General features: G+C 61.9%; 25 protein-coding genes and 1 pseudogene. 13 read left to right on the forward strand and 13 right to left on the reverse strand.

Going from position 1 to position 25583, the window contains the following annotated elements; all coding sequences use genetic code 11:
* The first annotated feature begins 858 nt into the window (after positions 1-858).
* A complete protein-coding gene (locus tag SB772_RS25195) occupies positions 859-1971 on the forward strand; it encodes a substrate-binding protein (protein WP_410835912.1) in 1113 nt (370 codons plus the stop codon).
* 528 nt (positions 1972-2499) lie between these two features.
* Here SB772_RS25195 and SB772_RS25200 read toward each other — a convergent pair.
* From SB772_RS25200 to SB772_RS25210, 3 genes are all read right to left on the reverse strand, one after another.
* Positions 2500-3249, reverse strand: a complete 750-nt coding sequence (locus tag SB772_RS25200; RefSeq protein ID WP_410835913.1) for an SDR family NAD(P)-dependent oxidoreductase — start codon at positions 3247-3249, stop codon at positions 2500-2502.
* Positions 3250-3347: 98 nt separating this feature from the next.
* The gene (locus tag SB772_RS25205) at positions 3348-4097 is read right to left on the reverse strand and encodes an SDR family NAD(P)-dependent oxidoreductase (RefSeq protein ID WP_410835914.1); all 750 of its coding nucleotides are present in this window, start codon (positions 4095-4097) and stop codon (positions 3348-3350) included.
* 371 nt (positions 4098-4468) lie between these two features.
* The gene (locus SB772_RS25210; RefSeq protein ID WP_410835915.1) at positions 4469-5395 is read right to left on the reverse strand and encodes a LysR family transcriptional regulator; all 927 of its coding nucleotides are present in this window, start codon (positions 5393-5395) and stop codon (positions 4469-4471) included.
* Between the two features lie 99 nt (positions 5396-5494).
* Here SB772_RS25210 and SB772_RS25215 point away from each other — a divergent pair, with 99 nt between their 5' ends.
* The 3 genes from SB772_RS25215 to SB772_RS25225 all read left to right on the forward strand — a co-directional run bounded on the left by SB772_RS25215 (position 5495) and on the right by SB772_RS25225 (position 8494).
* Positions 5495-6181, forward strand: coding sequence for a peroxiredoxin-like family protein (locus tag SB772_RS25215; RefSeq protein ID WP_410835916.1), 687 nt, complete (start codon positions 5495-5497; stop codon positions 6179-6181).
* Between the two features lie 862 nt (positions 6182-7043).
* Entirely contained in the window at positions 7044-7346 is a 303-nt protein-coding gene (locus SB772_RS25220) for an ArsR/SmtB family transcription factor (protein WP_410835917.1), read from the forward strand.
* Between the two features lie 86 nt (positions 7347-7432).
* Complete coding sequence (locus tag SB772_RS25225; RefSeq protein ID WP_410835918.1) at positions 7433-8494, forward strand: alkene reductase; 1062 nt, start codon at positions 7433-7435, stop codon at positions 8492-8494.
* 192 nt (positions 8495-8686) lie between these two features.
* On the opposite strand, the gene SB772_RS25230 is transcribed toward SB772_RS25225, so the two are convergent.
* A complete protein-coding gene (locus SB772_RS25230) occupies positions 8687-9214 on the reverse strand; it encodes a GNAT family N-acetyltransferase (RefSeq protein WP_410835919.1) in 528 nt (175 codons plus the stop codon).
* A gap of 126 nt (positions 9215-9340) precedes the next feature.
* On the opposite strand from SB772_RS25230, the gene SB772_RS25235 reads away from it, so the two are divergent.
* Together SB772_RS25235 and SB772_RS25240 are read left to right on the forward strand one after the other, a co-directional pair.
* Positions 9341-10009: a VTT domain-containing protein gene (locus tag SB772_RS25235; protein WP_410835920.1), complete on the forward strand. Its 669-nt coding sequence runs from the start codon at positions 9341-9343 to the stop codon at positions 10007-10009.
* Positions 10006-10434: pseudogene (locus tag SB772_RS25240) on the forward strand (LysE family translocator); the annotation flags it as partial. The gene SB772_RS25235 and the pseudogene SB772_RS25240, both read left to right, overlap by 4 nt.
* A 320-nt stretch (positions 10435-10754) precedes the next feature.
* Here the strand turns inward: SB772_RS25240 and SB772_RS25245 are convergent.
* Positions 10755-11096 (reverse strand): type II toxin-antitoxin system RelE/ParE family toxin, encoded by a 342-nt coding sequence (locus tag SB772_RS25245; RefSeq protein WP_410835921.1) that lies wholly within the window; start codon positions 11094-11096, stop codon positions 10755-10757.
* Positions 11096-11380 (reverse strand): type II toxin-antitoxin system Phd/YefM family antitoxin, encoded by a 285-nt coding sequence (locus tag SB772_RS25250; RefSeq protein WP_408528561.1) that lies wholly within the window; start codon positions 11378-11380, stop codon positions 11096-11098. The genes SB772_RS25245 and SB772_RS25250 overlap by 1 nt, the downstream gene beginning before the upstream one ends.
* Positions 11381-11474: 94 nt before the next feature.
* Here SB772_RS25250 and SB772_RS25255 point away from each other — a divergent pair, with 94 nt between their 5' ends.
* A complete protein-coding gene (locus SB772_RS25255) occupies positions 11475-11930 on the forward strand; it encodes a hypothetical protein (protein ID WP_410835922.1) in 456 nt (151 codons plus the stop codon).
* Positions 11931-12057: 127 nt separating this feature from the next.
* Here SB772_RS25255 and SB772_RS25260 read toward each other — a convergent pair whose 3' ends face one another.
* The 4 genes from SB772_RS25260 to SB772_RS25275 form a co-directional block, all read right to left on the reverse strand.
* Positions 12058-12267, reverse strand: coding sequence for a hypothetical protein (locus tag SB772_RS25260; RefSeq protein WP_410835923.1), 210 nt, complete (start codon positions 12265-12267; stop codon positions 12058-12060).
* 424 nt (positions 12268-12691) lie between these two features.
* Positions 12692-13324, reverse strand: a complete 633-nt coding sequence (locus tag SB772_RS25265; RefSeq protein WP_410835924.1) for a response regulator — start codon at positions 13322-13324, stop codon at positions 12692-12694.
* A complete protein-coding gene (locus tag SB772_RS25270; RefSeq protein ID WP_410835925.1) occupies positions 13321-14952 on the reverse strand; it encodes a response regulator in 1632 nt (543 codons plus the stop codon). Before SB772_RS25270 ends, SB772_RS25265 begins: the two co-directional genes overlap by 4 nt.
* The gene (locus SB772_RS25275; protein WP_410835926.1) at positions 14949-17105 is read right to left on the reverse strand and encodes an ATP-binding protein; all 2157 of its coding nucleotides are present in this window, start codon (positions 17103-17105) and stop codon (positions 14949-14951) included. Before SB772_RS25275 ends, SB772_RS25270 begins: the two co-directional genes overlap by 4 nt.
* A gap of 28 nt (positions 17106-17133) precedes the next feature.
* Here SB772_RS25275 and SB772_RS25280 point away from each other — a divergent pair, with 28 nt between their 5' ends.
* Positions 17134-18129 carry a hypothetical protein gene (locus tag SB772_RS25280; RefSeq protein WP_410835927.1) on the forward strand — a complete coding sequence of 332 codons (996 nt, stop codon included), beginning with the start codon at positions 17134-17136 and terminating at the stop codon, positions 18127-18129.
* Here the strand turns inward: SB772_RS25280 and SB772_RS25285 are convergent.
* The gene (locus SB772_RS25285) at positions 18126-18434 is read right to left on the reverse strand and encodes a hypothetical protein (protein ID WP_410835928.1); all 309 of its coding nucleotides are present in this window, start codon (positions 18432-18434) and stop codon (positions 18126-18128) included. The genes SB772_RS25280 and SB772_RS25285 overlap by 4 nt on opposite strands.
* Positions 18435-18747: 313 nt before the next feature.
* On the opposite strand from SB772_RS25285, the gene SB772_RS25290 reads away from it, so the two are divergent.
* The 4 genes from SB772_RS25290 to SB772_RS25305 are packed head-to-tail and all read left to right on the forward strand — an operon-like array spanning position 18748 to position 22003.
* Positions 18748-19593, forward strand: a complete 846-nt coding sequence (locus tag SB772_RS25290; RefSeq protein ID WP_410835929.1) for a transporter substrate-binding domain-containing protein — start codon at positions 18748-18750, stop codon at positions 19591-19593.
* Complete coding sequence (locus tag SB772_RS25295; RefSeq protein ID WP_410835930.1) at positions 19590-20351, forward strand: amino acid ABC transporter permease; 762 nt, start codon at positions 19590-19592, stop codon at positions 20349-20351. Before SB772_RS25290 ends, SB772_RS25295 begins: the two co-directional genes overlap by 4 nt.
* Positions 20341-21144, forward strand: coding sequence for an amino acid ABC transporter permease (locus SB772_RS25300; protein WP_410835931.1), 804 nt, complete (start codon positions 20341-20343; stop codon positions 21142-21144). Before SB772_RS25295 ends, SB772_RS25300 begins: the two co-directional genes overlap by 11 nt.
* Complete coding sequence (locus SB772_RS25305; RefSeq protein WP_410835932.1) at positions 21131-22003, forward strand: amino acid ABC transporter ATP-binding protein; 873 nt, start codon at positions 21131-21133, stop codon at positions 22001-22003. The genes SB772_RS25300 and SB772_RS25305 overlap by 14 nt, the downstream gene beginning before the upstream one ends.
* Before the next feature lie 90 nt (positions 22004-22093).
* Here the strand turns inward: SB772_RS25305 and SB772_RS25310 are convergent, their stop codons facing one another.
* The gene (locus tag SB772_RS25310; protein ID WP_410835933.1) at positions 22094-23425 is read right to left on the reverse strand and encodes an LLM class flavin-dependent oxidoreductase; all 1332 of its coding nucleotides are present in this window, start codon (positions 23423-23425) and stop codon (positions 22094-22096) included.
* The gene (locus tag SB772_RS25315; RefSeq protein ID WP_410835934.1) at positions 23422-24738 is read right to left on the reverse strand and encodes an MmgE/PrpD family protein; all 1317 of its coding nucleotides are present in this window, start codon (positions 24736-24738) and stop codon (positions 23422-23424) included. The genes SB772_RS25310 and SB772_RS25315 overlap by 4 nt, the downstream gene beginning before the upstream one ends.
* Positions 24739-25118: 380 nt before the next feature.
* On the opposite strand from SB772_RS25315, the gene SB772_RS25320 reads away from it, so the two are divergent.
* Positions 25119-25511 (forward strand): DUF2946 domain-containing protein, encoded by a 393-nt coding sequence (locus SB772_RS25320; protein WP_410835935.1) that lies wholly within the window; start codon positions 25119-25121, stop codon positions 25509-25511.
* The last annotated feature ends 72 nt before the right edge of the window (positions 25512-25583 follow it).

Raw genomic sequence — 25583 nt, forward strand, 5'->3', positions numbered from 1 at the left:
CGCTCGTCGCTGCCCTACGTGAAGGCAAGCCACTCGCGGATCCAAAGCTTGAAGCGTTGCGTCGCTTCACGGCTCACGTAGTACGGGAACGTGGTTTCGTTGCTGAAGCGGACATTAACGCCTTTCTGGCGGCGGGTTACTTTCGCCGAAACGTGCTAGAAGTGTTGCTCGGTGTAGCGGCGAAGATCTTGGGCAATTACACAAACCATATTGTCCGTACGGAATATGATGATTTCATGCGGGGGTACGAATGGCGCAAGCCGTCTGCCTTCGACGCGAACGCCATTCCTGCGAGGAACGACTGATAGTCACGGGCTCCGTCTTCCGGGATCTCTGGCTTGGTCGCAGCATCCGAACACCACCCAACCAACAAGATGGCCGAATCGCCTGAGCTTTTGGCGAGGTACCCGGCACTCTGATAAGACATAGGGTAACCGGTGCGTGGTGGTGAATTTGAGGCAACGCAGCGAAATTTGCGGCGTTCCCGGGTGGATCGCCTGCGCGTCATGAAGCATGATACGGCGGTGTTTGAGCAGCGCGTGGGGCTAGACCCGAAGGGAAATAGCGGACCTCAGGTGAAATTTACGCGTGTTGACGGTTCGCGTGGATTGAACCCCGTCCGCTGGAGAGGAAGCCAACCCTGAATTGACCTATGCTGGTTGGGTGCGAGAGCGAGTACGTATGGTTACAGAACGCCGTCACTGCCGACATCCCAAGGAACTGAAGCTCAGGCTGGTATGGGTGAGCATGCTTCCCAAAGACGAGAGATATGTCAGGCCACGCCAACACATGTGCGAGTACACCGTTCGAAAGCCAGCGCTCATTCACCAATAGCCAGTTCCGAGAGGAGAGAACGCCATGAACGAATCATCCATCAAGGTGGGAGTAGTCACGGACGAGACGGGTGCACTCTCGTTCATGGGTATCGCCAATGCAAATGTGGCCAAGATGGTAATTAATGACATCAATGCAAAGGGTGGCTTGTTGGGGCGGCAGATAGATCTGTACCTTGAGGACAGCGCAACTACAGATAGCGTAGCGGAAGCCAAAGCTGCCAAGCTCGTCCTGCAAGATCAAGTCGATGTGATCTTCGGTGGCATTTATAGCTCCACGAGGCAGGCTATCAAGCGGTCCGCTGTAGTGAATGGCAAGAAGCTTTACATTTACCCAGAGCAATACGAGGGACAGGAATGTGACCCGCTCATCTTCTGTACCGGCCCGGTGCCAGCGCAGCAGGTTGAATCTTTCATGCCATGGTTGATGCAAGAAACGGGTGCGAAGAAATTCTACTTGCCGTCAGCTGACTATATTTGGCCACACACGATGAATAAGAAGGTTCGTCAAGTTGTCACGGCCAACGGTGGCGCGATAGTCGGGGAGGAGTACTTCCCCCTCGATCATACTGATTACAGCAAGACTATTGACAAGATCACGTCCAGCGGTGCGCAGGTGGTATTCAATACGATCGTGCCTCCTGGGCTCACGCCATTCCTCGAGCAGCTTTACGACTCTGGCTTTACGAAGCGAGGTGGATACATAGTCTGCACGTATTTCGACGAGAACTTCCTGAACCTGGTGCCAGCCGCACACGTGGAGGGTCTGTACAGTTGCCTCGATTACTACCAAAACGTCAGCGATTCCTTCAGTAGGACATTGATCGATCAGTACGACAAGCTCTATCCAGGCAATGCCAGGTTCACTGCTGGCAGTGCGTGTTCAGGCATGTACCGAGGCCTGAGGCTCTGGGAGGCTGCTGTGAATGAGGCAGGCTCGCTAAGGCAGGAAGATGTCCTTAAGGCACTAGACCACGCAAAGATCGCTGAGGGCCCGGGCGGTCCAGCTGAAATGGTTCCCGGCCAGCATCACGTTCGAATGAATATGTACATTGCCCAGGCAAAAAATGGTAGTTTCAGGATCGTCAAGAGCCTTGGTGTCATTGATCCGAAGGAGTGCATGCAAGGCATAGATTAGGCAATTCAAAAGGATTACTGAGAATTGATCCGGTGACTGGAAGGCGTGGCGTCCATTTTGGGAAATGATTCACGCGGCGACCGCAGGATCAGACCGGGCAAAACGCCCGCGCCACCGGTATAGGGCGCGAGGAACTTTAGCGCGACGGGAACGTTCGCTGTCTAAGTGCACCGGACGTTTGGATGTCCGTCTGAGCACCTAGGCGAATGGCAGGAGATGGCCATGGCCGGTGCACCCGCTGAGCCACGACGCCGCAAAGCTGCAACTGGTGCAGGACGAAAGGTTTCCACCGGCGGCTTACGGACAAGCGCGCCGAACGCGTACAGTCGGCCATGTCCGGTCTTTCGATCGAGCTCCCGGACGGACATTCGAGCGCCGGCTCCGCCCAGACATCGGACCCTCACTCGAAGGCCATGCTCGTCAAGTAATCGATCATCAAGAGACGTTCGTCGAAACCCTCTTTCGGACATTCGAACGTCAACTTCGTCGCAGGTAGCGGCCGTTCGAGCATTGCGGCAGCCGCCAACCTCAAATCGCGCTCATGCCGCCATCGACCGGGAGGTCTACGCCTGCGATGAAACTTGCTTCGTCAGACGCAAGGAACAAGGCGGCGGATGCGATCTCCTCAGGGCGGCCGAGTCGCCCGAACGGGACCGCCGCGGCGAACTGGGCGCGGGCCTGGTCAGCCCCCTCCTTGGTCGGCGCCTGCTGGTCGAAGATCGGCGTGTCGATCGGGCCCGGGCAGATCGCATTGACCCGGATGCGGCGGTCCTTCAGCTCGGCCGTCCACGTGCGAACGAAGGAGCGTACTGCCGCCTTGGTAGCGCTGTAGGCGGTGAAGCCGGGGATGCCCTTGTTCTCCGCGATCGATGTGATCACGATGATCGCCCCGCGGTCATTCAGAAGCGGCAGTGCCTTCTTGACAGTGAAGACCAGACCCCGGGTGTTGATCGCGAAGGCTTTGTCGAAACTTTCCTCCGTCGTTTCGGCGAGCGGCTGAGGATCGACGACGCCTGCCCCGGCGAAGAGGACATCGATCGTGCCCTTCTCGCTGGCGACCTTGGCGTAGAGCCGGTCGAGATCGGCGAGGTTGGACACGTCACCCTGCACTGCGGCGACGTTGCGTCCGATCAGGGATACCGCCTTGTCGAGTTCCGTCTGGCGGCGGCCGGTGATGTAGACGAACGCACCTTCATCGACGAAGCGCTTGGCGGTGGCGAGACCTATACCGCTACTACCGCCCGTGACGACAGCAACTTTTCCTTTGAGCTTCTGCATAGGAATCCTCATTCAAAATAGACCATGACGCACACGGGCCATCAATTGGACGGCGTCAGACGATTGCTGTGGAACTGGAGGTGATCGCCTGGACGGGCTCAGACGGAGCACATGCCGCCATCGACCAGCAGCTCGCTGCCGGCGACGAAGCTGCTGTCGTCGGACGCCAGGAACAGCATCGCGGCTGCGATCTCTTCCGGCCGCGCCATCCGGCCGAGCGGGATATTGGCAGCGTGCTTCGCGCGCACTGCCTCAGCCTCCTCCGGCGATTTCGTCTCAGCGTCGATCAGCGGCGTGTCGCACGGACCCGGCGTGATAGTGTTGACCCGGATCCCCCGGTCCTTCAACTCCATCGTCCACGTACGCGCGTACGAGCGCAATGCCGTCTTAGACGCTGCATAGGCGCTTCGGCCCGGGAAACCGCGCAGCGACGCGATCGTGCTCGTCAGGATGATCGACGCACCGTTATTCAGCAGCGGGAGCGCCTTTTGCACGGTGAACAGCACGCCCCGCGCATTGACCTCGAAGTTGTGGTTGAAGCTGTCGATCGTGACGTCGCCGAGCTTCACGCTGTTGACAGCCCCAACGTTTGCGACAACGATATCCAGCTTCCGGCCGTCCGCCGCGATCTTTCCATATAGCCGGTCCAGATCGCCGAGGTTGCGCACGTCTCCGCACACCGTCGCGGCGTTCGAGCCGAGCATGGCTGCGGTCTTTTCAAGTTCTTCCTTGCGGCGCGCAAAAATATAGACAAAGGCACCTTCGGCAACAAACCGTTGCGCAGTCGCGAGGCCAATGCCGCTGGTACCGCCTGTCACAACCGCCACCTTGTTTTTCAATCTCGACACTGTCTGCTCCTCAAGTTGAAATACATGCCGGAGCTGATTGCTCCCATCGGCCAAATTAAACAACCGGCGGACGCGCAGAGATAGTGCTGCGGGGAGAATAGCCGTTATTCCGCAATGGAATGGCTGTTTTTTGGTTAGGAACGCCGGTTCGAGGCCGCTTTACGTACCTGAGGAAAAGCGCCTGCCCGGTTACTTCGCGCTGCCGGTGCTTGCAGGCGGTTGTCGCCGCGATCGACTTGAAGGCGGAGCGTCGGCAACGCAGGCTCGCGGCACAGAAATGGACGTGGGTGACACAGCGGCGGGTAGGCACAAGACCCGGATTGAGGAAGCGCTTGCGCGCTTCGAACGGTTTCCAATGCCCTTAGAGCATGTCATCGAGCGGGTGCATCGGTCGCCCTGGTAGCCGCCTCTTCGTTACCGAAGAAACGGGGCTCCATAAACGAAATAAACGTTCTTGCTTTTGCGCTCGCCCGCCGCCCCGTCGGGGACACTGCCCACAGGTCAATGGGCGGCAACGACCAGTCCTCAAGCACCGCACGCACTTGGCCCGATTTCAGTTCCGGCGTGAACATCCATTCAGAGGAAATGGTCAGTCCGAGGCCGGACAGTACCGCTTCACGAACGCCTTCTGCGGCGGTCGCCCTGACCCTGCCGCGCACGATTACTGAGGTCTCAGCCGAGCCTTGGCGGAAGACCCAGGTGTCGCCACCTCCGCGCTGGTCGTAGATGACGGCCTGATGCCCGACCAGATCCATCGGCGTAGCCGGCACACCGGCCCTGCCGAAATATTCAGGAGTTCCAATAACGAGACGGCGACTCTGCGCGATACGCCTCGCAGTGAGGGAGGAGTCTGCCAGTGCGCCCATACGCAGCGCCACGTCGATGCCTGTCTCGATGAGGTCTATGTTGCGGTCGTCGAGAAAGAGGTCGATATCGAGGGACGGATGTGCCTCGAGAAACGCAGGCAAAATCGGCATGACGTGCAGTCGGGCAAACGTGACGGCCGCACTCACGCGCAGACGCCCTGAAAGCGCCGCGCCGGCGCCTCTCGCCGCGAGCACGGCCTCTTCGGCCGACTCGATGGCGCGCTTTGCGTGTTCGTAAAAGTTCTGGCCCGATTCCGTCGGCGCCAGACCGTGCGTCGTACGCAGCAGTAGGTGCACGCCGAGAAACTCCTCGAGCTGGGCGATAGCCTTTGAGACAGCCGGCTGGCCGACCCGTAGCTGACGGGCGGCTCCCGAGAACGATCCCGAATCGACGACAAGAACGAAGGCCTCCATGGCCGACAGGCGGTTCATCGTTATTCTCTCCTGGAATGACCGTTATCACCGCGCCATATCTACCACATCCCGTGGGAAAGGGACAAAGTATCGTCCGGAACCGTCAACAGAATTAACATGACCCTGAACGCTCAATTGAAGGCATTCCAACGGGCATTCGCGGAAAACGCTGACTGCAGCGTCATACGCGCAATCAGCCGGGCAGACGCGGCCTTGCGCTCGTCCGGCATACTGGACCGCTGCAAGAAGGCTGGCGATCGCATGCCCGATTTCACGCTGCCGGACGCAAATGGACGCCCCATTACGCTTTCTCGTCTGCTCTTGCGTGGACCGGTCGTGGTCAGTTTTTACCGCGGCGACTGGTGTGACTACTGCGCGCTGGAGCTATCGGCGCTTGCCGGGATTCACCAGGATATCTGCAAGTTGGGCGCCTCGCTTGTCGCGATTTCATCTCAGTCCCCGGACACCCGGATGCGGACCGATCTGCTGGATCTCCCTTTTTCTATGCTTTGGGACGCCAAGGCGAAGGTGGCCCGTCGCTGTGGCATTACCTATACGGTACCTGCCGCCTTGCGTCCGATCTACAGCGATGCCGGCCTTCGGCCTCACGGACACGGAGAAGAAGGATGGCGTATGCCTCTCCCCGCGACCTATATCGCCGACTGGACGGGCAGGATTGTCCTGTCCTGGCTGAACACCGATTACACCAGCCGCCTCGAGCCGGGCGACATCGTCACGACGCTGTCGCACCTGCGGCGACAGGCAGCACGCTTTCACCAGCAGGCGGCCGGTCAGGAATGCTGATTTGAATGACAGAGATGGGTTGAAAGTACGCATCCGCTTGCGGTGGGTTCTGACATTCGCGGCAGCCGAGGCGCGAATGTCGGGAACGCAACCTGTAACCGCCTCATAAACGCCGATACCCGAATGTCGGCAAAGGCCGATGACCTGCCAAGCGACTCGAAGGAATGAATGACCGGGGCACTCTGAAAGCTGCCGATTAGATGGCGCCTCGTCCAGCATCCGGAGTGGGTCGGGAGTGTGAGTTCGCCGATTTAGGAAGCTGCCGTCCGGCTGCTTGATGCCGCCACCGTCAGCAATCAAACACATTGCCGACGTAGTACCCAAGCCGCCTTAATGGCGGCAATGGCCGAGTTTCAGCCGCTTGGAAATGCAGATATATGCGCCCCGCAAACCCACTCCCGACAATGGAAGTCGTCATAAGCCGCTCCACGACCTCCATCCCGCTCACAACACGCCGCCGACAATCCGAAAGCGAACTGAAATACTTTGTCGGTGCCGCGCCAACAGAGGGAAGTACGTCCTTCCATTTAGTTTTCCGAACTATATATTCTGGACCCCAGCAACCATTTCCGCCGTCCCGCCAGAACTTAAGCGCTGCACGCGGTCACAACATGCATAACAAAATCAATCACTTATACCGGTTTTTCACAATGTAAAAGTAGAAATACAGTCCTTTTTGAATATCTCAGCGGGTTTCTGGGAAGTACGGCCTTTTTGTCTCTCGACACCGATCGACCCCATAGCCGGTAATGTCTTCATGCATATCGTTAAATTCCGATATACAATTCGTCCTGTAGCGATGCAGATGCGTGAGCCGACCGGCGCCACATCCGCTTGTTGTTCATGATTTGAAAGCACCCAGATGACGCTCGACATCGACGCGATCCACAAAGCGCTTGCCAACCCCGTGCGCCGGGAGATTCTCGGCTGGCTGCGGGAGCCGTACGCGCATTTCGCCGACCAGGAACTGCCGCTCGATCACGGCGTGTGCGCCGGCAAGATCGACGCGCGCTGCGGCCTGTCGCAGTCGACCGTGTCGGCGCACCTCGCCGCTTTACAGCGCGCGGGCCTCGTCACGTCGAAGCGAGTCGGTCAATGGGTGTTTTTCAAACGCAACGAGCCCGTCATTCAGGCGTTTCTCGAGCATATGAACACCGAGCTCTGACCAGCCCATCCGCGTCGCCGCGCTTCTTTCTTCACGTTGTCTTTTTAACGCTCGGGCCACGCGCCCGCCAGCAAAGGTGAACTCATATGCCGACTCTTTTTGACCCGCTCCAGATTGGCGACATCACGTTGCCGAACCGCATCATCATGGCGCCGCTCACGCGTCAACGCGCCGGCGAAGTCCGCGTACCGAACGAATTGATGGCGAAGTACTACGCCGAGCGCGCAACGGCCGGGCTGATCATCAGCGAAGCCACCTCGGTGACGCCGCAGGGCGTGGGCTACGCCGAAACGCCCGGCATCTGGTCGCAGGAACAGGTCGAAGGCTGGAAAATCGTCACGAACGCCGTGCACGCCGCCGGCGGCAAGATCTTCCTGCAACTGTGGCACGTCGGCCGTATTTCGGACCCGTTGTTCCTGAATGGCGAACTGCCGGTCGCGCCGAGCGCGATCCCCGCCCAGGGCCACGTGAGCCTCGTGCGTCCGGAGCGCGCCTATGTGACGCCGCGCGCGCTGGAACTCGATGAAATCGCCGACGTGGTCGAAGCGTTCCGTAAGGGCGCCGAGAACGCGAAGCAAGCCGGTTTCGACGGCGTCGAAATCCACGGCGCGAACGGTTATCTGCTCGACCAGTTTCTGCAGGACAGCACCAACACGCGCACCGACGCCTATGGCGGCCCGATCGAAAACCGCGCCCGCCTGCTGCTCGACATCACCGACGCATGTATCGACGTGTGGGGCGCCAACCGTGTCGGCGTGCACCTCGCACCGCGCCGCGACGTGCATACGATGGGCGATTCCGATCCGGCCGGCACCTTCGGCTACGTGGCTCGCGAACTCGGCAAGCGCAAGATCGCGTTCATCGCCGCACGCGAAGCGCTCGGCGAAGACCGCCTCGGCCCGCAACTGAAGAAGGCGTTCGGCGGCCCGTACATCGCCAACGAAAAGTTCACCAGGGAAACCGCGCAGCAAGTGCTCGACGCAGGTGAAGCAGACGCGGTGGCGTGGGGTCAACTGTTCATCGCGAATCCGGATCTGGTGCGCCGCTTCGCCACGAATGCGCCGTTGAACAAGCCGGATCCGGCAACGTACTATGCGCGCGGCGAAACCGGCTACGTCGATTATCCGGCGCTGGAAACGGTGGAGTAACAGCGGTAGCGTAAAGCGGTCGAATAAGCTGCGGCGTCAGCGGAAGCATAGGCCGCTGTCGCTGTATTAACGCGGCTGGTTAGCAAAAGTACGCTGCAAAAACGCGCGGCGGGCGTGACCGGAGTGAAATCCGGTGACGCCCGCCGCATTTTTTTATGTGCTACCCAATGCAAATTCCGCGCGCCCCCTGCTTCATGCAAGATCGCGCCGCATGAACACGCGTTTCGATTCGTCGAGTCCGCGAGCGATATGCGCGTCGCGCCGCTCGATCAACGCCGCGTCGAGTTCGGCTTCTTCGATATCGCGAAAGCCGAGCCGCCGATAGTACGGCGCGTTCCACGGCACCTCGCGAAACGTCGACAACGTGAGTTGCGTCAGCTGTTGCGCGCGCGCCAGTTGCGCGACCTGCTCGATCAGCGCCGCACCGATGCGCTGCCCGGCATACGCGGTGAGTACATCGAGTTCCTGGACGTAGAACCGCGTGGCCTGCGGCTCGAACATCACGAACCCGACGCATGTCTCGCCGCCCGCCACGGCGACGACGATCTGCTGCGCGGCGATCTTGCGGTTGACGATGTCCACCGCCATCGGCGGCGCATCGGCGATACCGGCCATGCCGACGCTGACGAAGCGCTGGCCGGCCTCGAACTCGATCGTGCGGATAGCGTGCGCATCGTGCGGTGCGGCAAACCGGAAGGTGACGCTGGAAGCCTGTTGCATGGGCGTTTCGTGCGAATTTCCCTGAAGGACACGCCGCGATATTGACATCATCGCGGCGAAATAAACAAGTGCCCGCGCCGCCACGGGACTACACTGCTGAACACCTGAATTCCCGTTCGACTCAAGATGGATCTGATGCATCTGCTGCAGGTCGCCCTGCACTTCGACCAGCACCTCAGCGGCTTGATCGTGCAATACGGCGGCGCCGTCTACGCGATGCTGTTTCTCGTAGTGTTCGTCGAGATCGGCTTCCTGCCGCTATTCTTTTTGCCTGGCGATCCGCTGATTTTCATCTGCGGCGGCCTCGCCGCGACTGGCGCGCTGAATGTCTGGATCGTGATGCCGGTGCTGTTCGCCGCGACCGTGGCCGGCAGCATCGTCGATTATGGGTTCGGCCGCGCGATCGGCGAGAAAGTCTATACCGCCGACTATCGCTGGGTCGACAAGAATGCGCTGCGTAAAGCGCACGCATTCTACGAAGCACGCGGCGGCCTGACCTTCCTTCTGTCACCGTTCATTGCCGTGGTGCGCACGTTCGCGCCGTTCGTCGCCGGCGTCTCGCGCATGACGTTCGCACGTTTCGTGTCGTTCGTCACGGCTGGGGCGGCGCTATGGATCGTGTCGCTGGTGGCGGCAGGTTATCTGTTCGGCAACGTGCCGCTGGTGCGCGATCATATGAGTTCGATCGTGCTGCTGGGCGTGGGGCTCGGTGTCGGGTCGTTGCTGGTGAGCGCACTGTGGCGCGTCGTCAACCGGCGGCTGCGCGCCGGCTCAAAATCACGAAGATATCCATGACGCTGTCCGCTTTGCTCGTGTTTGCGCTGGCGCTGATCATCGCCGCCGGCACGCCCGGTCCCAGCATCGCCGCGCTGGTCGCGCGCGTGCTGACCAACGGCTTTCGCGACGTGTTGCCGTTTCTTGCCGCGATGTGGCTAGGCGAAGCACTGTGGCTGAGCTGCGCGGTGGCCGGCCTCGCGGTGATCGCGCGCGGCTTCGGCACGATGTTCGTCGTGCTGAAATTCATCGGCGTCGGCTATCTGCTGTTCCTTGCGTGGAAGATGTGGCGCGCGCCGACCGACGTGAAAGGCGGCGAATTGCCGAGCGGTCAGTCGCCGTGGCGCATGTTCGTCGCCGGCATGCTCGTGACGCTCGGCAATGCGAAGATCATGATGTTCTACCTCGCCTTGCTGCCCACCATCATCGATTTGTCGAGCATCGGCACCTGCCAGGCGCGCACCTCCTCCGGGCCCAGCAGGTCCGGGGACGCCGCCGCCGGCCGGCCACCTGCTACCGCGTCAGCGGTTTCGTTCAACCCGCGTTATCAATAATCGCCAGGCGACTGACGTGCTCATTATTTTTCAGATGGCCGTTGTTTGTAGACGAGTTTGTGTTTTGTGGTGTACGTAGTCGGGATAGGCGGTTAGTTGCGTATTGAGAATCAACGCCCTCCGTTATGGGTGAGCATTCTCGGGAGCGAGCGTGCGCCACCATCTGGCGAGTGGTCCGGCACTACAGCGTGAAAACACCAATAAGGCTGAATTTACCAGCGAGAACGCAATAGTCGTTTCTGAAGAAGCGTTCGTAGATCACGGCGCGTATCGGTGATGACGTGAATGTAAATCGTGTCGTCGCGCATCTCATAGATAACCCGATTCTGGCCGCTCAACGCTTCCCGGAAATTCAGACCGCCGAAATCTGAAAGCTCCACCGGGACATAACCGCTCTGCGGGAACTGCCTGATATTGCCAAACGTGACGGCCAATTCCGCGGACGTTTGTTTCCACGTCTGGGCACCGAAGCTTTTGAGGATGTAGCGACGCAAATCCTTCGTATCCTCCTGCGCCTCGTCGAGAACCAGAAGCTTGAACTTCGCCTGCCCCATCAGCGGATTTGCTCCTTCCGATCAAGGTCGTCGAGTTCGGCGAGAAACTCGTCGGCATCCTTGAATTTCCCCTGCTCGATGTCCTTCTGGCCCAAGGCCAGAATTTTGAGCAGCGCCAGCGTTTGCTGGGTGTCCTCATAGCTTTGCACGTCCTGAACGACGAGCTTCGCTTCGCCATTCTGCGTGATAAGCAGCGGCTCGCCAGAAGCCGTCAAATCCTTGACGATCTGCGCTGCGTCGCTTTTCAGGTAGCTGATTGGCTTTACGTGGTCTGCCAGGCGCATGTTGATCCTCCGTTTACCGTTTAGACCGAATATAGACTAAATTCAGTTTTACGCAAAGTCCTGAATTAGGCTCGACCGCTGTGCTCTGTCATCGGTGGCTCGATTTGCCCTGGCGATTCTTCGACAGTCGAGGCCTGAATGTGAAGCCAAGAAAGTCAAAGCTCGTGTCAGGGTAGCCGAGCAGATCAACGCGCTCCAAGCAGTGTCACCGGGCGACGAGGCGCATCCCGCCAGTGACTGGAAACGCCGGAGCCGCATCTTCGGCGTGACATTCGGTGGCAAGGAATATTTCGCGGGCTACCAGTTCGACGCAATGTGCCAACCGCTGCCCGTCGTCCGGGACATCCTGGCGGCGCTCGGTCCTCTGGACGATAGCTGGAAGATCGCGGCCTGGTTTCATTTCCCGAACGGGTGGATAGCCAGTCGCTCTGATCATCAGGGAGAACCCGTCGCACCTAACGTTAGTGTGCAACGTCATCGAACTCGTTTATTTTCGTTTTTGACTTTATTGTGGAAGAACACAATCGTCATCCTGGCAAACAGGAACTAGCTCATCGATGACTGTGCGGCGATAGCCCATCAGATAATCACGGAACTCAGCAGCGGAGAATGAACGCGCCCGCCTCTGCCCAAAGCCAGCGCACTTCTTCTACCGTTCGCGGCGTGCGCCGCGACACTCAATGCGTGACGCCAAAAAACGCTTCAGCGGCTTCGACCGGTGTGAGTCCTACCTTGAAATAACCCTCGAGCCGTTCCGCCGTCGCGTCGCTCAGCGTGAACGGCGGGCGGACGAAGCCGACCGAAACGGCGTGGTCGTACCATGCCAGCATCCACGCACGCAGCGCCAGATCATTCTGCGAAAGGCTTGTTGGCGTGTCTTCAGCCATGCGTCGTCTCCTTCGCCGTCATCGCATCGTCTAACGGCAAGCCGGCGACGCTCATCGAAGGACGAACGGCGCCGGGTGGAAAAACATGCCAGGTTCCATCGTTGTGGCGGAAGAAAAACAGGGCGAGCGGGCCGCCCGGCCGTTGCACTTCGACACACACACAGCGTGTCCGGCCAGATTGCGAACGATGCGTCAACAGTATCCGGACTGGCTGGGTGCCCGCCGCACCGAGCAATTTTTCGACCAGTCCGCGTAACGACTTTTCTCCCACGATCTGCCGCCCTCCATGATGCCCATCAAAGCCATCGTAAGGCGTCCTCGTTGGCGGCTCAGTCGGGAGCGGCGGATAGTTCCTTCAGGAAAATCTGATTCGAACGTCAGGATTTCCCTAGTGCAGCGACTGCGATGATTCATCAGACAAGCGTCACTCGGCGGCCAGACCGTGCCTGATCGCATAGCGGATCAGTTCCGCGTTGTTGCTGAGACCGAGCTTCTGCATCAGGCGCATCTTGTGGGTGCTGATGGTCTTCGCGCTGAGCGAGAACGTGTCCGCGATGTCGTTGATGCTTTTGCCGAGCGCCAGCATCTGCAGGACCTGGAATTCACGGTCGGAGAGTATGTTGTGAGGCGGCGCATCGCCCGAGTGAGTCTCGAAGATGATCGCGTCGACGAGCTTCGGATCGATAAACCGGCCGCCGGCGGCGAGCTTGCGAATGGCGGCAAGCAGCACCTCCGGGTCGCTGTCCTTCGTCACATAACCAGTGGCGCCGGCGCGCAACGCGCGCGACACGACCTGCGCCTCGTTGTGAATGCTCAACACCAGCACCGGCAAGGCCGGCTGTTCCGCGCGCACGCGGCGGATCAGATCGACCCCGCTGATGCCCGGCATCGTCATGTCCAGCAACAGCAGATCGACGTGACTCACGCGCAGCTTGTCGACGACCTCGGAGCCTTGAGCGGCCTCACCGGCGACGACGATATCCGTCGTCGTCGCGATAATCTGTTTCAGGCCGCCACGCACGATCGCATGGTCATCCGCAATCAGGATCTTGATCATTTCTCTGCTTTGTCGTCTAACGGAATGTGAATCGAAACCGCCGTGCCCGCGCCGGGCGCGCTGTCGATCAGCAGCGATCCGCCGATCGACCTCGCGCGCTCGCTCATGCCGAGCAGGCCATAGGAATAACTCTTGCGCGCCGCGTCCTGATCGAAGCCGCAGCCGTCGTCGCTGACATGCAGATCGAGCGCCGTCGCGGAGCGCGTCAGCGTCACGTCCGCTCGCGTCGCGCCGGCATGGCGCGCGACGTTGGTAAGCGACGCCTGCACGATGCGGAACACGGCAGTCGCGAACGCATCGGGAAGAACGGGCTCGCTGCCGTTGATCCGGAACTGGCAGGGCACGCCGGTCCGCCGGCCGAAATCCTCGACCAGCCACTCCAGTGCCGACACGAGCCCGAAGTTCAGCGCGGCAGGCCGTAAATGGCTCGCCACGTTGCGCACCATCCAGATCGTCTTTTCCACCAGTTCGCGCATGCTGTCGGCTTTTTTCAACGCCTCCTGGTCGCTGCCGAGACGCATCCTGAGCAGCGACACGTCCATCTTCAGCGCGGTCAGCAACTGGCCCAGTTCGTCGTGTATTTCCATGGCGATGCGCTTTCTTTCCTCTTCGCGGATCGCTTCCATATAGGCCGACAGTTCGCGCAGCTGTTCGCGCGACTCGAACAGCGCCTGCTCGATACGCTTGCGTTCCGTGATGTCGTTCAGACCGACATAGATAGCCGGCGCATCGTCATAGGTCGCGACCCGGGCCGTCGCGATTGCCCAGAACGCCGTGCCGTCCGGTCGCCGGAACTGGACTTCCGTATCGCGGAAACTGCCTTCCTCACGCAGATGCTGCACCAGCCTGTTGCGCTCCACGGGATCCGCATACAGGTCCACGATGCTGGAGACCGCGCGCTCACGCGCGTCGATACCAAATAGCTCCCGCAATGGCTCATTCGTATAGAGAATTTTTCCGGCCGGCATCGACGTGATGCACAGCGGCACCGGACTCGTCTCGACGATGGTGCGAAAACGCCCTTCGCTCGACAGCAGTTTCGCCTCGGCCCGCCTGCGCTCGTCGATCTGCGAATGGAGGCGGGCATTCGCCCGCGCCAGTTCGTCGGTGCGTTGCGCGACCCGCTCCTCCAGACCGTCGCGCACGCGGGACAGCGCCGCCTCGGCCTGCTCGCGCACAGCCACTTCGCTCTGTAGCTGCCGGTTGCGGGCAACGAGTTGCCGGTGCATGGCGCGCAGCGCCAGATGTGTGTCGATGCGCGCCATCATCTCGTTGATCCGCACCGGCTTCGTCACATAATCGACGCCGCCCGCCGCGAATCCCTCGACCATGTCCTCGCTGCCGGTGAGCGACGTCATGAAGATCACGGCGATATCGCGCGTCGCTTCGTTCATCTTGAGCCGGCGGCAGGTTTCGAAACCGTCGATGCCCGGCATTTTCACGTCGAGCAGGATCAGGTCCGGCTGCGAAAATTGCGCGCGCTCGAGCGTTTCCATGCCGTCGAGCGCGACCAGCACGCGAAACCCCCGGTCCGCCAGACTGTCGACGACCACGCCCAGATTCGCGGGTGTGTCGTCGGCGATAAGGATGGTGGGTGGCCCACTCGAGTGGGCGGATGAGTCGTTCATGGTGCCGGCCTGCGTTCGAGATGCTGCTCGACCAGTTGGAGAATCGCTTTCGACTGGTAACCTTTCGCCAGTTGACGAAGCTGCGCCGTGAACGACGCGTAGAGCGGGTTGAGCGCGGCGACACGCTCGGCCCACAGCACGATCTCCCGCATGTTGCCGTCGCGGGCGAGGCGATGCAGTTCGCTCATTTCCGCTGCCGGCACGGCGAGCTGCGGCGCCTGCGATGCACCGGGCACCGCGGATGGCGTCTGCGGCGCGTAAGTCCACGTCAGCGCCAGCAGGGCGGTCATCTGCGCGAGCAGCTTGTCGAAATCGAGCGGCTTGGAGAGGAACGCATCGACGCCGGCGGCAAGACTGTTTTTCTCATCGGTGCCGGACGAACTCGCCGACACGGCGATGACCGGCACGTCAGCCAGACCGGACAGCTGCCGCAGGCGGCGGGTGGTCTCGAGGCCGTCCATTTCGGGCATGACGATGTCGGTCAGGATCAGCGAGGGTCCCTCGCTTTGCGCCTTCGCGAGTCCTTCAAGGCCGGTCGCGGCCTCGACGGTTTCGAAGCCGAGCCTCGTCAGAAACTCGACGACGACCGCGCGATTGACCGGCACGTCGTCGATCACCAGAATCTTCCGCCGAGGGCCCAGGTAGCCCGTTTCGACCCGGGTGGCGGGTGCGGCGGGCATAGCGGCCGGTTCGGCAAGCGCAGGGGCCAGTTCGAACCAGAAGGCGCTGCCGTGCCCCACCCGGCTCTCGACGTGGATCTCGCTACCCATGGCGCGAACGAATTGCCGGCTGATCGCGAGACCGAGTCCGGTGCCCTCGACTCGCCGCTCGGCGCCGCCGACCTGTTCGAATGGCTCGAAAATCGCCTCCAACTGGTCGGCGCTCACGCCAATGCCGGTGTCTCGCACGTCGAAACGAACCTTCCCCGACGCGGCCCGCACGATATGCAGGCTCACCTCGCCGTGGTCCGTGAACTTGACCGCGTTCGCGAGCAGGTTGAGCAGGACCTGGCGTAGCCGGCGTTCGTCGGCGCGCACGCCGGACGGCACGCCAGGGGCGATCTCGCAGATGAATTCAAGCTGCTTCTGCTCCACCTTCACGCCGATGATCTCGCGAATCACGTCCACCATGGCGGCCAGCGGCACGTCGCCGATCTCGATGCGCAGTTTGCCCGCTTCGAGCTTGGTGAAATCGAGCGTGTCGTCGATCAACGTCAGCAGATGTTCGCCGCTGCGCTGGATCACCGCCACGCCTTCACGCTGCCGCTCGTTCAGCGCGGGGTCGCGCCGCAGGATCTGTGCGTAGCCCAGAATCCCGTTGAGCGGCGTGCGCAGTTCGTGACTCATGCTGGCGAGGAATTCGCCCTTGGCCCGGTTCGCCGCTTCGGCCGCGCGCCGCGCTTCGCGCTCGGCGGCGGCATCGCGCTCCTCGAGGTACCAGCGGTGGAGTCGCGCGCCCATATCGTTGAACGCGGCCACCACCCGGTCGAGCTCGTCCGGTTGGCCCGGAGGCCGGCGATGCAGGCTGAACGGCCGCGGCGTCTGATGGAAATCGTAGCCGCCGACGGTCCGCGCGATAGCGCCGAGGTGCCGCGTCACAAGCCGCGACAGAATGTAGATCGTGAACAGCGAAACCAGAAACGTATTGGCCGCCTGACTCACCAGAATCACGAGCGCGGTCTGCGCCAGCTCATGGTAGAGATTGGTCAGCGTGGCCTCGACGTAGAGCGTGCCGATGCGCTGCTCCTTGCCCTGCACCCGGTAGAGCAGCGGAAATTCGCGTGTCACGGACGCTTCCGCCACGCGCCGCCCCGCCGTCACGGCCATCGGAGACGACGCCGTGCCGGCCTCGCGAACCTCGGCGGCGCGAATGTCGGCCAGTCGCAGAATGCCGTCGAGTTCAAGTTGAAGCTGCGCCCGATCGAGGCGCCACAGCGCCTCGCCAAGACTGTCGCGATAGCTCCTGTCGATATCGGCAAGGCGCGTTTCGACACTTTCGATGCCGCTTGCATAATCGCGGTAGAGTTGGAATGCAGTCAAAACCAGCGTGACCACGCAACTGAACAGCAACACCGTCGCCAGAAGCCGCAGCACGACGCTACGGCGAAAGCGATTGATCGAACTCCACAAGGCGCCAAACGTGTTGAGAGCCATATTCCCCCGCGAGTGCTCTGGATCTCTTTTGCCCTATTCTGCGCCCGTCGCCGATTCGCGGTCTACCGGTGCCGCTGCCCGCTGCACCTCGCCTGGCTGCGCGAAATCCCGCGTCGGCGCCCTTTCCGCGCGCAGCTGGGGCGTCGCGGCCATCCATGGCCTGCTCGCCGGATTGTCGATCTGGGCCGTGCTGATGCCGGTGGCATTCGCGCTGGATATCGTCAAACCGCTCAAGTCGGAAGAATTCCTTGTCCGCTACGCCTACCCGTTCGAATTGTTGACGCAAGTGCTCAACCGTACCATCGCCGCGTATGGCCCCTACGCCGAACAGCCCTACACCGACACCATTTCGGTCGCCCGTTCGCATATGGAGGCGCTCAAGGGTGAACGCATCAACGTGATGATCAGCGACGCGGGCCACCGGGAATTCGACGAAGACATGATCCCGATTCCGTTTCCGATCGACAAAGGGCTGCTCGGCTACCGCGTCGCGCTGATCGCCGCCGACAACCAGCCGAAGATCGACGCGGTCCGCACACTCGACCAGTTTCGCACGCTGTCCATCGGACAAGGCAGCGATTGGGGCGACGTGCGCGTGTATGAGTACAACCATGTGCCCGTCAGGACGGCGGAAACGTACGATTCGCTTTTTCTCATGCTTCTGCATCGGCGTTTCGACCTGTTCCCGCGTGGTGTGACCGAAGCGCCGCAGGAATTACGTGCTTACGGGGCACGCTACCCGAACCTCGCGATCGATCGCCATCTGCTGATCAGGTACCCGTTTGCCCAGTTTTTCTACGTCAGTAAATCGGAGCCGCGCCTCGCCGCGCGCATTCGCGACGGGCTTGAGCAGATGGAGCGGGACGGCAGCTTCGATACGTTCTTCAACCTGCACTTCAGCCAGCAGTTGAGCGCCCTGAAACTGAAAGAGCGGACACTCATCGAGCTACAGAATCCGTTCCTGCCGGCGTGGGTCCCGCTGTCGCGCAAGGAGCTCTGGTTCGATCCCGCAAGCTTGCGCTAGCCGTTTGCCGTTATCCGCACGGGCACCGTTCCGTGCGCGAGTATCTCGTCCACACAATCGGCCAGTTCGCGCAATGCCAGCGACACGTCCCGGTCGAGTGCTTCGGGATGCGATTTTCTGAGCTCGCGCAACGTATCGCCCAACCGCCTCAACGCACGGGGCTCGCTACCCAGCAGCGGCCAACAATGCAGCAGATAACCCAGCGGTGTCACACTCCTGTTCTCGCACCATGTATCGAACAGGTGCAGGCAGAGCGAGTTGATGTGGTCCACCTCGTTTTCGCGTCCGGACAGATAGGGAATCATGGAGAGCCAACCGCATGAGACGATTTCGATATTCCATCGTATGCGGGCAAATGGCGCTACACAGTCAGGAAGCGTGGAAATTCGGAGCGACGTATCCTGAATCGCGTGTAAGGAAATCCCTGGGCCATTGCGCGTCGTATATGTTTTTGACGAAGCAATCCCGCAATAAGACGTCGTTACATTCAATGCGCTGTTCAAACAGCGGCACCGTCTGCACAAATGCGCGAACCAGATAACGGTATGAAAATTGATTGGTTCTGTCCGGAGCCAGGCATGCCGAGAATAGGCGATCCAGAATTCCGCCGATCCTTTCATGTTCAACGCACCGCACCGTATCACCTTCAACCGCGCTCTGCGCGCCTTCACTGTGCTCGCAGCATTCGCCGCCGGCGCCGCGCACGCGGACAGCACGCTCGACCGTATCCATCAGCGCCACAAGATCGTGATTGGCGTGATCCTGTCCGGGCCGCCGTTCGGTTCGCTCGACCCCGCCACGCAAAAGCCGGTCGGATTCAACGTCGATCTCGCCGAGGACGTCGCGAAGCGGCTTGGCGTCGAAGTGGAATTGACGCCGGTGCAGCCGTCGAATCGTGTGCAGTTCCTTCAGCAAGGCAAGGTCGACGCGTTGATCGCCAACATGGAAGTCACGAAAGAACGCGCGGAGATTTTCTCCTATCCGCCCACACCGTTCGAGGAAATCGGCGGCGCGCTCATCACGCGCAAAGACAGCGGCATCAAGACGTGGAACGACGTGCGCGGCAAACCTGTATGCGTCTCGCAGGGCAGCAACTACACGAAGCCGCTTGCCGAGCAATACGGCGCACAGGTGAAGGCCTTCCGCGGCCAGCCGGAATCGCTGCTCGCGCTGCGCGGCAATAACTGCGTCGCCGCGGTGCATGTCGCGCCCACCTTGCGCCTGCTCGTCGCACGCAATCCGGACTGGAAGGACTACACCATTCCTGTCTCAAACGATCTGATTCCGTCGCCGGCCGTGATCTGGGTACGCAAGGGCGAAATCGACACGCAGAACGCGCTCGATAAAATCGTGCAGGACTGGCATCGCAGCGGCTGGCTGATCGATGTCGAGCGCAAGAACGCGATGCAGCCCTCGCAGGCCGTGCTCGATCTGCACGAGAAGTACAAGGCGCAACGTACATGAGTTCGCCGCTTGCAGGCTTCTCCCAAGCCGCCGCGGCGCTCATCGATACCATCGGCAAGACCGGCCTGAACTACAGCTTCGTGCTCGACGCCGACGAACTCGCATCGTTCGTGCACGGCATGCTGGTCACGCTCGAGTTGTCGCTTGCCACGGCGCTGGCCAGTCTGTTTGCCGGCGTCGTACTGGCGGCGATGCTGACTTCACCGTGCGCCGCGCTGGCGCGCCCGGCCCGCGTGTTCGTCGAAATCACCCGCAATACCCCGACGCTCGTGCAGCTGTTCTGCGCGTTTCTGGTGATCAACATGCTGATCAGCGAGGCGCTGCGCAATCTTGGCGGCAATCCGTTGACGCCGTTCATCTGGAGCGCGATCGTGATTTCGCTTCACAAGGGGGCGTTTCACGCGGAAGCCTTGCGTGCAGGAATCGAAGCCGTGCCGCGCGCGACCCTCGAAGCGGCGCAGTCGCTCGGCTACAGCCGCCGCCAGCGTCTGTGGGGCGTGCAAGTGCCGCTCGCGGTGCGGTTCGCGCTGCCGGCGCTCGTCAACAATATGGTCGATCTCGTCAAGATCACCACCGTCGCGTCGGCGATCGCCGTCGGCGACATCACCTATGCGTCGATCATGATCTGGACGCAGCGCGACAACGTGCTCGAATTGATGATCCTGATTCTGCTGTTTTTCGGCGCGCTGACCTTCGCGATCAACCGCGCGGGGCGCTGGCTCGAAGCGCGCTTGAGGATGCCCGGCTATGGCCACTGAAACCCTCTCTACGCCCGCACGGAGCGAACGGCGCCGCCCTGCCGCACTGCTTGCCGTGGTTGGCGCCGCAGCCCTGCTTGCGGTGTTCGAGCATGAGATCGCCCATGCCCGCCACTACCCGACGCTCGCCGCGCTCGTCACGTGGGCGCCCGCGCTCGGCAAATCGCTGTGGGTCAACATCGAGATCAGCCTGCTCGCGATCGCGCTCGGCACGCTGGCCGGTCTCGTGCTCGGACCGCTGCTGCTGTCGCCGGTCCGGATCGTGCGCGTCGCGACGCGCGCCTACGTGCAGGTGTTCCGCAACGCGCCGCTGCTCGTGCTGATCTATTTTTCGACCTACGTCTTCCCGTTCGAGATCTCGATCGGCCATCAGACGCTGCCGTTCCCCGACTGGTTCAAGGTCACGCTCGGCCTCGCGCTGCCCGCGAGCGCAAACTTCGCGGAGATATTCCGCGGCGCGATCCAGTCGATCCCGCATGCGCAATGGGACGCCGCGCGTTCGCTCGCGTTCAGCCGCGCGCAGGTATTGCGCTGGATCATTCTGCCGCAGTGCGTGAAGCGGATGTTGCCGCCATGGATGAACCTCTACGCCAGCATCACGATGGCGACAGCGCTCGCGTCGCTAGTCGGCGTGCACGATCTGCTCGACACGGCACAGGTCGCGAGCAATACCGTGGCGCGTGCGGATTTCACGGTCGTCGTCTATGTCACCGTGCTCGGACTGTTCTTCGCGTACTGCTATCCGATTGCACGCCTCACCCGTTTCATTGAAAAACGCTATGTCTTCAGCTGACGCCACATTCGCAGCCTCGTTCGCCGCCGCCCCTTCCGCCTCTACCGCGCACCCGCTGGTACGGCTGCGCGACGTGCATCTTTCGTTCGGCGCCAATCCGGTGCTCAAGGGCATCGACCTCGACGTGTTTCGCGGTCAGGCCGTGTCGATCATCGGTCCATCCGGTTCGGGCAAATCGACGATCCTGCGTTGCATTACCGGACTGCTGCGCCCCCAGCACGGCGAGATCGAAGTCGACGGCACGCGCGTCGATCAACTTGCGTCCGAACGCGACGAGATCGAATTGCGCAAGCGGGTCGGCTTCGTGTTTCAGCAGTACAACCTGTTTCCGCATCTGAGCGTGCTCGACAATCTGGTCGTCGCGCCGGTGCGCATTCTCGGCCGCGACAAAGCCGCAGCGACCCGCACCGCTTACGATCTGCTGAAGAAAGTGCGCCTCGCCGATAAAGCGCATGCCTATCCGGGCGAGTTGTCGGGCGGACAGCAACAGCGCGTGGCGATCGCTCGCGCGCTCGCCATGCAGCCGGATCTGATCCTGTTCGACGAGGTGACCTCCGCACTCGATCCCGAGACCGTGGGTGAAGTGCTGACCGTGATACGCGATCTGGTCAGGGACGGCATGACCTGCTTGCTCGTCACGCACGAGATGCGCTTTGCCGAAGAAGTCAGCGACGCGGTTTATTTCACCGAGGCCGGGGTGATCGTCGAGCACGGTCCAGCAGAGCGTCTGTTTCGTGCGCCGACGAGTCCGCGCACGCGGGCGTTTCTGGCACACACGCCGGGTGCACTACCGGACAGCGTACCCGCAACGCAACCGCGCGTACCGCTGCAACTGGATCTGAGCCGCTTCGCGATCTGAGCATATCCGGCTCGCGCGCAACCGGCTCTTTGGAACTGGCCCAACGACGCGGCGCCTGTCCCACAGGCGCCGCGTTTTTCCTTGCCCGACTCAACGAGCCGCGTAACGGCTAACGGGCCGCTGCAAGCCGAGGTGATCGCGCAGCGTGGTGCCGCTGTACTCGGTACGGAACAGACCGCGCCGTTGCAGCTCGGGCACGACAAGTTCCACGAAGTCGTCGAGGCCGCCAGGGAAATACGGCGGCATGATATTGAAGCCGTCTGCGGCCTCGCCGGTGAACCACTCCTCGAGCGCATCCGCGACCTGCACCGGTGTGCCCCACACGATGCGATGCCCGCGTGCGCCCGCCACGAGGTAGTACAGTTCGCGCAAAGTCAGATTCTCGCGGCGCGCGAGATCGGTCAGCAGTTTGGCGCGGCTTTTCAACTGATCCGATTCGGGCAGTTCAGGCAGCGGACCGTCGAGCGGATACTTCGACACGTCATGGCCGAGCCGGTCGGACAACAGCGACAATGCACCGGACGTGTCGGTCCATTGCTGCAATTGCGCGTACTTGTCCTTCGCTTCCTGTTCCGTTCGGCCGATAACCGGAAACACGCCGGGCATCACGTGCAGTTGTTCGCCCTCGCGGCCGAACTTCGGCAGACGGCTCTTGAGGTCGCGGTAGAACGTCCGCGCTTCTTCGGTCGTTTGCTGCGCCGTGAACACCACTTCCGCAGTACGCGCGGCGAGATCCTGCCCCGGCCCGGAGGAGCCGGCCTGAATCACCACCGGATGTCCCTGCGGCGGGCGCGACGCATTCAGCGGCCCTTTCACGCTGAAGAACGGCCCTTCATGGTCCAGCGCATGGACCTTGGCGGGATCGAAGTAGACGCCGCGTGCCTTGTCTTTTACGACAGCGTCGTCGTCCCAGCTGTCCCACAGTCCTTTGACGACATCGACGAATTCGCCCGCCATTTCATAGCGCAATGCATGGTCCGGGTGATTGCCGCGCGTGAAATTCGCGGCCGTGCGGTCGTACGAAGTCGTCACCACGTTCCAGGCCGCGCGGCCGTTGCTCAGATGATCGAGCGATGCAAATGCACGCGCGACGTGATACGGCTCGCTATAGGTCGTCGACGCGGTGGCGGCGAGACCGATATGGCGCGTGCCCATCGCCAGCGCCGACAGCAGGCACAGCGGCTCGAACCGCATCGCCATCGACGGATGCGCATCGGGTCCGCTCGTCAGGCCGTCGGCGAGAAAGACCATGTCGAACTTCGCGCGCTCGGCGGTCTGCGCGATGCGTTGCATCAGCGCCAGATTCTCGCTGCCGGCCTGCGCATCGGGATGACGCCATCCGGCGACGTGGTGCCCCGCGCCCTGAATGAAGAGCCCGAGGTGCATCTGCCTGCGGGCGGCGTTACTGTTGGTCGTGGTCATACGCTGATCTGTGCGAAGGCTTTGAAAAGAGAAGCGAGATCGGCAGTGCTGTGCATCGTGTCGATCAGTGAAGGAACAAATGCGAGCACGCGGCTGTGACCGGTGGCATCCGCAAACTTCGCGTGTAAATCGTCAGCGCTATGGAGACGGCCCGTCTTGTGGCTCAGCACCGTACCGTTGCGCAGTTCGATCTCGACAGTCGAGAAGCGCGTGGCCGGATCGGTCGATGCACGCGCGGCAGTTTCATCATGACGGCGCGCCACGCGCGCGGCGAGCGCAATCAGGTCGTCACGCGCGGGTACGTCGGCGAAGGTCGCCACGCCCGGAGAACCGTCCGTCAGCGCGGCAGCCACCGCGTATTCGACGCTGAAACGCGCTTCGAGACCCGTTGCCGGCAGACGGTTCGCCAGCGGTGTGTCGCCGCCCGGCGGAAACGTCACCGTCACGCGCTCGACGTCGCGCGGCGTTAGCCGGTGCAGGTCGCGCAACGTCAGCGCGGCATGCACGGCGTAGTGCGTCGCCGTGCAGCACGCCCACGGTTTGAAATACAGTCCCGGCGTGACGATCTGCCAGGGCGCGCCCCATCCTTCGAGCACCCGCTCCGGTTGCGCAGCGCCACCGCTGAACACGGCGAAAAAGCCAGCCGGTCCATCGAGCGCGCCCGCAGATCCCTGCAAGCCAGCCGCCGCCAGTTCGGCCGCGAACACGCCCGCGCGCGCGGCGAGGCCGGCATGCAGCGGTTTTGCCTCGCTGCCGAATTGCAGGCGCAGTCCGGCCGACTGCGTGCCCGCCAGACCGAGCGCATTCTCGACGACTGCCACGTCGAGCTTCAGAAGAAACGACGCGGCCGCCGCGGCGCCGAGGGTGCCAAGCGTCGCGGTGTTGTGAAACCCCTGCTCGTAATGACGGCTGCCCAATGCCAGACCGAGGCGCGCCATCGTTTCGACACCGACAACGTACGCGTCGAGCAATTCGAGCGCACTGCTGCCGCGCGCCTGCGCGAGCGCGAACAGTGCAGGCAGCAGCACGGTCGCCGGATGGCCGCGCACGCTGCTATGCACGTCGTCGTAGTCGAGCGCATGTCCGGCGTAGCCGTTGAGCAAGGCGGCCTGTTGCGCCGACGCGCCGAACGCGCTGCCGATCACCGACGCTTCGCCGCGTGAATCCCGGCCGTTCACCGACAATAGCTTTCGATAGCCGGCGTCGCCGGCGCCGGCAAAGGCGGCTGCGAGGAAGTCGAGAACGCCGCGCCGCGCTGCGGCGATCGCGGCCGTGTCATCGGCAGGGACGGCGTTTGCGATTGCGGCTGCCAATTGTCGCGTGATGCCGGTAGCCGGTTCCGCTGGAATGGATGCGCTAAGGCGTGACATGTCGAAAGGGTGAAGTCGTAGAAGATCGCGTAGGGAGCGCTGCGTGCTACCGGCTCGACGTAAGTCTTGCCGCAGCCTTGCCGCCCGCACCCGGACGCGTCCAGGCGGCAACGCTCCAAACGCAGAATGCTAACGAAGCACCCGCTCGCCAACAAACAAGATTTCCCGCTTTCGATATCGCGGATTCAGCGTTGCTCCAGCAGACGGTGCTGCCCGCACCACATCCGGCGCGCGGGCAATAGCGGGCGCACACACCGCGCGACGACGCTGGAGACGATTGCACCAGGATGCTAGAATCCGGCGCGTGTTTACGTTCGCCCATCATGACACTACGCTCCCGCAACCGCATGACCGCATGGCTTGGCCTGATCGCCATGTGGCTCATCGTGTTCGCGCCGGTCGTCAGTCAGATGCTGGTGTCGGGGCGCACGCACGAGCCGCTCGCCGCGCTCTGCTCGGCGCTCCAGCCGCAGGATTCCCTACAGGCGAGCAAGGCCGGTCAGCCGCCGGTCCACCTGAGTCACGACGATGCATTCGGTGCGTGCGGCTACTGTCATCTGCTCGAGCATCACGTCGCGATGACAAACGTCGCGCCCGCCGAACCGTCGGTTGAGTTCGCGATCGCAAGCGCCGCGCCGCCCGCCCTCTCCACTCACTTCACGCCGCTCGGCGCGTTCCCCTCCGGACGCCCAAGAGATCCCCCAGCCGTTTCCTGAACGCTGTTGTTCCTGATCGCGCGTCTCATCGCGCCCGTCGAGGGCGCGCGCGATCGCCTGTTCAATGCATCC

The sequence above is a fragment of the Paraburkholderia sp. SIMBA_030 genome (assembly GCF_046535245.1).
Classification (GTDB): domain Bacteria; phylum Pseudomonadota; class Gammaproteobacteria; order Burkholderiales; family Burkholderiaceae; genus Paraburkholderia.

Excerpts from the sequence above, each read along its gene's own strand:
- SB772_RS25195 (WP_410835912.1), top strand. The coding sequence starts at position 859 with ATGAACGAATCATCCATCAAGGTGGGAGTAGTCACGGACGAGACGGGT.
- SB772_RS25200 (WP_410835913.1), bottom strand. The coding sequence starts at position 3,249 with ATGCAGAAGCTCAAAGGAAAAGTTGCTGTCGTCACGGGCGGTAGTAGC.
- SB772_RS25210 (WP_410835915.1), bottom strand. The coding sequence starts at position 5,395 with ATGAACCGCCTGTCGGCCATGGAGGCCTTCGTTCTTGTCGTCGATTCG.
- SB772_RS25215 (WP_410835916.1), top strand. The coding sequence starts at position 5,495 with ATGACCCTGAACGCTCAATTGAAGGCATTCCAACGGGCATTCGCGGAA.
- SB772_RS25220 (WP_410835917.1), top strand. The coding sequence starts at position 7,044 with ATGACGCTCGACATCGACGCGATCCACAAAGCGCTTGCCAACCCCGTG.
- SB772_RS25225 (WP_410835918.1), top strand. The coding sequence starts at position 7,433 with ATGCCGACTCTTTTTGACCCGCTCCAGATTGGCGACATCACGTTGCCG.
- SB772_RS25230 (WP_410835919.1), bottom strand. The coding sequence starts at position 9,214 with ATGCAACAGGCTTCCAGCGTCACCTTCCGGTTTGCCGCACCGCACGAT.
- SB772_RS25235 (WP_410835920.1), top strand. The coding sequence starts at position 9,341 with ATGGATCTGATGCATCTGCTGCAGGTCGCCCTGCACTTCGACCAGCAC.
- SB772_RS25245 (WP_410835921.1), bottom strand. The coding sequence starts at position 11,096 with ATGGGGCAGGCGAAGTTCAAGCTTCTGGTTCTCGACGAGGCGCAGGAG.
- SB772_RS25250 (WP_408528561.1), bottom strand. The coding sequence starts at position 11,380 with ATGCGCCTGGCAGACCACGTAAAGCCAATCAGCTACCTGAAAAGCGAC.
- SB772_RS25260 (WP_410835923.1), bottom strand. The coding sequence starts at position 12,267 with ATGGCTGAAGACACGCCAACAAGCCTTTCGCAGAATGATCTGGCGCTG.
- SB772_RS25265 (WP_410835924.1), bottom strand. The coding sequence starts at position 13,324 with ATGATCAAGATCCTGATTGCGGATGACCATGCGATCGTGCGTGGCGGC.
- SB772_RS25270 (WP_410835925.1), bottom strand. The coding sequence starts at position 14,952 with ATGAACGACTCATCCGCCCACTCGAGTGGGCCACCCACCATCCTTATC.
- SB772_RS25275 (WP_410835926.1), bottom strand. The coding sequence starts at position 17,105 with ATGGCTCTCAACACGTTTGGCGCCTTGTGGAGTTCGATCAATCGCTTT.
- SB772_RS25285 (WP_410835928.1), bottom strand. The coding sequence starts at position 18,434 with ATGATTCCCTATCTGTCCGGACGCGAAAACGAGGTGGACCACATCAAC.
- SB772_RS25290 (WP_410835929.1), top strand. The coding sequence starts at position 18,748 with ATGTTCAACGCACCGCACCGTATCACCTTCAACCGCGCTCTGCGCGCC.
- SB772_RS25295 (WP_410835930.1), top strand. The coding sequence starts at position 19,590 with ATGAGTTCGCCGCTTGCAGGCTTCTCCCAAGCCGCCGCGGCGCTCATC.
- SB772_RS25300 (WP_410835931.1), top strand. The coding sequence starts at position 20,341 with ATGGCCACTGAAACCCTCTCTACGCCCGCACGGAGCGAACGGCGCCGC.
- SB772_RS25305 (WP_410835932.1), top strand. The coding sequence starts at position 21,131 with ATGTCTTCAGCTGACGCCACATTCGCAGCCTCGTTCGCCGCCGCCCCT.
- SB772_RS25310 (WP_410835933.1), bottom strand. The coding sequence starts at position 23,425 with ATGACCACGACCAACAGTAACGCCGCCCGCAGGCAGATGCACCTCGGG.
- SB772_RS25320 (WP_410835935.1), top strand. The coding sequence starts at position 25,119 with ATGACACTACGCTCCCGCAACCGCATGACCGCATGGCTTGGCCTGATC.